The organism is Pseudomonas sp. Pseusp3 (genome assembly GCF_047304225.1).
GTDB classification, from domain to species: domain Bacteria; phylum Pseudomonadota; class Gammaproteobacteria; order Pseudomonadales; family Pseudomonadaceae; genus Aquipseudomonas; species Aquipseudomonas fluorescens_CD.
Genome location: NZ_JBGLYV010000185.1, coordinates 1 through 5,595, shown reverse-complemented (window position 1 = coordinate 5,595; position 5,595 = coordinate 1). Strand labels below are relative to the sequence as shown.

Genomic DNA, 5,595 nt, shown 5'->3' with positions numbered 1-5,595 from the left:
ATCGCCGATGGTAGTGTGGGGTTTCCCCATGTGAGAGTAGGTCATCGTCAAGATTAAATTCCGAAACCCCTATCTGCATCTGCAGGTAGGGGTTTTGTTTTTGTCCCCCCTGTAGGAGCGAGCTCGCTCGCGAAAAACCCGAGCGCACCGCGGGGTACCAGGTTTCCCGCGCCATCGCTAACGTCCATCATCGAAACGCCGCCCGGCGTGCCACCGCAGTCCTCAGTCACTTGTGAAAAGCCCATGCTTGTGTGCGTAGGCATACAGATCCACGCGGTTCGTCAGGCCCAGCTTGCTGTAGATCGATGTCAAATGGTTGCGCAGCGTGTGCTCGCTGATGTGCAGCTTCTCGGCCACCAGCTTGCCAGGGGCTGAGGGGTCGCTGGCCAGCGATGCAATGGTCTGCTGCTCGCGACGCGTTAGCCTGGCGATTTTATGTTGCTCCGGATCTATATCCCGCTCGGCTTTCTTGCGCGCCAGTTCAAGGAAGATACGACTGGTCGCATTGCGGTCGATCCAGAGTTCGCCGTCATGCACTTTTTCTATGGCTTTGAGCAATGTTGAGGCGGATGCCGACTCCCGCTTATCCACTACACCACGTGCGCCCGCCAGCACCGCACTGTCATGTAGCGCCACGTTGCTCGACCCTGTCACTACCAGAATCTTGGCTTTGGTCTGGCTGTGCAAGTCGGCCAGCGACTCGATACAGTCCTCGCTGTCCAGGTCCAGTACCACCACATCTGGCGTGTATTGGTGCAGCGAAAGCAGGTATTGCGCCACCGACGACACCGAACCCGCCAGCATCAACCTCGGTTGAGCGCTTTCCACCAGACGCTCAAGACCCCAGGCCACGAGCGGTAGAGCAACTAGCAGGACTTGAATTGGCATGCGGTTCGCTGCCTCTTTAGGCGGGTTGTGTTAGCTGATCATGATAGCAATCGTTGCAGCCTGTAGCTTTTTTCTATAGCGCTTCGGGCAACCCCTCCCATGACATTTGTCCCGTAAAACACTGTTTTCATGGCTGATTGACTCCCAGAAAAAAGGGATAGCGCGCTCATGTAAAAAACAAGGGTCCTTTTAGACTGCAGCCATGAAAGGCACATACCGAGTTGAGCCCCGTGAACAAGTCACCCTGTCGCTGAAACTGACCGGTGGGAGCCACGGTGTCACCCGTGACATCAGCGCCTCCGGTTTGTATTTCGAAACCGATAGCGAGCAGCAACTGGGTAGCTTGATTGAATTCGAGATCGAACTCGACACTCCCGGCGGCCCCATGAAGTTCAAGGCGCAAGGACAAATCGTGCGCATTGAGCCACAGGGTGGCAGGACCGGGGCGGGCGTGAAACTGCTGACCAGCCGGCTGGTGCCGGTTGAGTGAGGTGTTCGTGGGGTGAGGAAGAATCGGCCTGTGGCTGTTAGCGGTCCACAGCGGTTTTTTGCTCAGGGTGACATTCTTGGGAGAAAGACATGGCTAGCACTACAACTACCAGCGGCGGAACCGTTACCTCGTTTTCCAACACGCCGCAGGCGAAGGATGACATCTTCAGCACCACTGAAAACCTGTTGGGGGTCGTCTATTGGGACGTCATGTCCAATGACCTCGGTGGAAACGCGAAGACACTCTGGTCACTCGACAACGCGGACAGTCTTTCTACGGCCACCAAGACTTATGCTCCGGCCGACCTCCTGACCCAGGATACGGCGAGGGCCGAGGCGACAAGTTCTGACACCAGTTTGAATGGTGCAAAGATCTGGATCACCTCGGACGGTAAGGTCGGCTACGACGCCGCCACTTTCTCATCTGCGTTCAAGGAACAACTCCAGGCGCTTGCCACTGGCGAGCTCCTGACGGACAGCTTTACCTATGCGATTCGCCTCGGCAACGGAACGCTCAGTTGGGCTACTGCGACGGTGCAGTTTTCGGGCGTGAATAATGGTGTGACGATCAGTCTCGGCGCACAGGCCGGCACGGTGACCGAAGACGCCAACACCACTGCGAGCACGACCGACTCGCTGACGGCCAGCGGCACGATTGTCTTTAACGACGTCGACCTGAGTGACACGCACATGGCGACGTTCGCGCCGGCGGGGGGCAACGCTACTCATCTTGGTACGTTCATGCTCTCGTCGGTAAGCGAAGCCGCGAATGCTGCCAACGGTTCGGTGCAATGGACGTACAACCTGAACAATGCGGCAGCGCAGTACCTGGCCCAGGGACAGACAGTAACCGAAACTTACCTGGTCACCATCAGCGATGGTCATGGGTCGTCGGCAACGCAGAATGTGACCATCACTATTACCGGCACCAATGACGCACCGACGGTGACGGCGGCAGAAGTCGAAAGCGGGGCAGTGACCGAAGACGGCACCACGGTGGCCAGCGGCAGCTTCGCCTTCGGCGACGTCGACCTGGCTGATGATGCCCATGTGGCCAGCGTGAGTGCACCGTCCGGTGCGCTGGGTACGCTGGTGGCCAATGTCAGCGACGAGAGCACCGGCGACGCGGCGGGTAGCGTGGGCTGGACCTATACCCTGAACAACAGCGCGGCGCAGTACCTGGCCGCGGGCCAGACCAAGAGCGAAGTGTTCACGGTGACGCTGGCCGATGACTTCGGGGCGACGGTGAGCAAGAACGTGACGATCACCCTGACCGGCACCAATGATGCGCCGACAGTGACCGCGGCCGAAGTCGAAAGCGGGGCGGTGACCGAAGACGGCACCACGGTGGCCAGCGGCAGCTTTGCCTTCGGCGACGTCGATCTGGCCGATGACGCCCATGTGGCCAGCGTGAGCGCACCGTCCGGTGCGCTGGGTACGCTGGTGGCCAATGTCAGCGACGAGAGCACCGGCGACGCGGCGGGCAGCGTGGGCTGGACCTACACGCTGAGCAACAGCGCGGCGCAGTACCTGGCGGCGGGCCAGACCAAGACCGAAGTGTTCACGGTGACGCTGACCGACGACTTCGGGGCGACGGTGAGCAAGAATGTGACGATCACCCTGACCGGGACCAATGACGCGCCGACGGTGACGGCGGCAGAAGTCGAAAGCGGTGCGGTGACCGAAGACGGCACCACAGTGGCCAGTGGCAGCTTCGCCTTCGGCGACGTCGACCTGGCCGATGACGCCCATGTGGCCAGCGTGAGCACACCGGCCGGTGCGCTGGGTACGCTGGTGGCCAATGTCAGCGATGAGAGCACCGGCGACGCGGCGGGCAGCGTGGGCTGGACCTATACCCTGAACAACAGCGCGGCGCAGTACCTGGCCGCGGGCCAGACCAAGAGCGAAGTGTTCACGGTGACGCTGACCGATGACTTCGGGGCGACAGTGAGCAAGAGCGTGACGATCACGCTGACCGGGACCAACGACCGGCCAACGTTGACCATCGGCGACACGACCGGGGCGATGAGCGAAGGCAACGGTGTCGCCACCCTGAGCGACACCGGGGCACTGAGCTTCACCGACCTGGACAGCAATGACGTCGTCACGGTCAGTCAGAGTTCGAATCACGATATCGTCTGGAGCGGCGGCACCCTCGGTGCGGCGCAGGCCGCGGCGCTGGTGGCCGGCTTCTCGGTCGATCAGCACAACTGGCACTACAGCAGCAGCGAGAACCTGGACTTCCTGCGCGCTGGCGAAACCATCAGTTTCTCCTACAGCGTGGTCGCCAGCGACAACAGCGGCACGGCCAACGCCGTCTCGGCAGCGCAGACGGTGACCATCACCCTGACCGGCACCAATGACCGGCCGACGCTGAGCATCGGCGACACGAGCGGTGCGATGAACGAAGGCGACGGCGCGGCTACGCTGAGCGACAGCGGGGCGCTGAGCTTCGCCGACCTGGACAGCAATGACGTTGTCACGGTCAGTCAGAGTTCGAACCACGATATCGTCTGGAGCGGCGGCACCCTCGGTGCGGCGCAGGCTGCCGCGTTGGTCGCCGGTTTCTCGGTCGACCAGGTCAGCTGGCATTACAGCAGCAGCGAGAACCTGGATTTCCTGCGTGCCGGTGAAACCATCAGCTTCTCCTACAGCGTGGTCGCCAGCGACAACAGCGGTGCGGCCAACGCCGTATCGGCAGCGCAGACGGTGAGCATCACCCTGACCGGAACCAACGACCGGCCGACGCTGAGCATCGGCGACGCGAGCGGAGCGATGAACGAAGGCAACGGCGCCGCCACCCTGAGCGACAGCGGGGCCCTGAGCTTCGCCGACCTGGACAGCAATGACATCGTGACGGTCAGCCAGACCGCCAATAACGATCTGGTCTGGAGCGGCGGCACCCTCGGTGCGGTGCAGGCCGCCGCGCTGGTGGCCGGCTTCTCGGTCGATCAGTCCAGCTGGAGCTACAGCAGCAGCGAGAACCTGGATTTCCTGAGCGCCGGCGAAACCATCAGCTTCTCCTACAGCGTGGTGGCCAGCGACAACAGCGGCGCGGCCAACGCCGTCTCGGTAGCGCAGACGGTGACCATCACCCTGACCGGCACCAACGACCGGCCAACCCTGAGCGTCGGCGACGCGAGCGGAGCGATGAACGAAGGCAACGGCGCCGCCACGCTGAGCGACAGCGGGGTGCTGAGCTTCGCCGACCTGGACAGCAATGACGTCGTCACGATCAGTCAGAGTTCGAACCACGATATCGTCTGGAGCGGCGGCACCCTCGGTGCGGCGCAGGCTGCGGCGCTGGTCGCCGGTTTCTCGGTCGATCAGACCAGCTGGCACTACAGCAGCAGCGAGAACCTGGATTTCCTGCGTGCCGGCGAAACCATCAGCTTCTCCTACAGCGTGGTGGCCAGCGACAACAGCGGTACGGCCAACGCAACCTCCGCGGCGCAGAGCGTCACCATCACCATTACCGGCAGCAATGACGCACCGGTACTCAGCTTCGCGACCGGCAACGATGTTGGCACCGTGCAGGAAGACACCACCCTCAGCGTCAGCGGTCAGTTCAGCTCGACCGACATCGATCACGATGCCACGACCAGCTGGACCATCAATGGCTCGCCAACTGGAACCTACGGCGCGATCGCGGTGGACAGCAGCGGCCAATGGACGTACACCCTGGCCAACGGCACCAATGGCGTTGCCAGTGCGGTGCAGTCGCTGCAGGCGGGCGAGAGCCACGATGAAGTGTTCAGCGTGCAGGTCAGCGATGGCCTCGGCGGCGTCGACACCCAGCTGGTGACCGTCACCGTCACCGGCAGCAACGACGCACCGGTGCTCAGCTTCGTGACCGGCAACGATGTTGGCACCGTGCAGGAAGACACCACCCTCAGCGTCAGCGGCCAATTCAGCTCGGCCGACATCGATCACGATGCCACGGCGACCTGGAGCATCAATGGCTCGCCAACTGGAACCTACGGCGCGATCGCGGTGGACACCACCGGCCAATGGACGTACACCCTGGCCAACGGCACCAATGGCGTTGCCAGTGCGGTGCAGTCGCTGCAGGCGGGCGAGAGCCACGATGACGTGTTCAGCGTGCAGGTCAGCGATGGCCTCGGCGGGGTGGACACCCAGCTGGTGACCGTCACCGTCACCGGCAGCAACGACGCACCGGTGCTCAGCTTCGTGACCGGCAACGATGTTGGCACCGTG

At 62.3% G+C, this 5,595-nt stretch carries 3 protein-coding genes; 2 read left to right on the top strand and 1 reads right to left on the bottom strand.

Annotation, left to right across the window (positions count from 1 at the left end; all coding sequences use genetic code 11):
• Nucleotides 1–222: 222 nt before the first annotated feature.
• Entirely contained in the window at nt 223–888 is a 666-nt protein-coding gene (locus ACCD00_RS30055) for a LuxR C-terminal-related transcriptional regulator (protein ID WP_413428838.1), read from the bottom strand.
• A 202-nt stretch (nt 889–1,090) separates the two neighbouring features.
• Between ACCD00_RS30055 and ACCD00_RS30050 the strand changes: the two genes are divergently transcribed.
• Together ACCD00_RS30050 and ACCD00_RS30045 are read left to right on the top strand one after the other, a co-directional pair.
• A complete protein-coding gene (locus tag ACCD00_RS30050; RefSeq protein WP_413428837.1) occupies nt 1,091–1,378 on the top strand; it encodes a PilZ domain-containing protein in 288 nt (95 codons plus the stop codon).
• An 89-nt stretch (nt 1,379–1,467) separates the two neighbouring features.
• On the top strand, nt 1,468–5,595 hold a 4,128-nt coding region (locus ACCD00_RS30045; protein ID WP_413428836.1), incomplete at its 3' end, for a beta strand repeat-containing protein.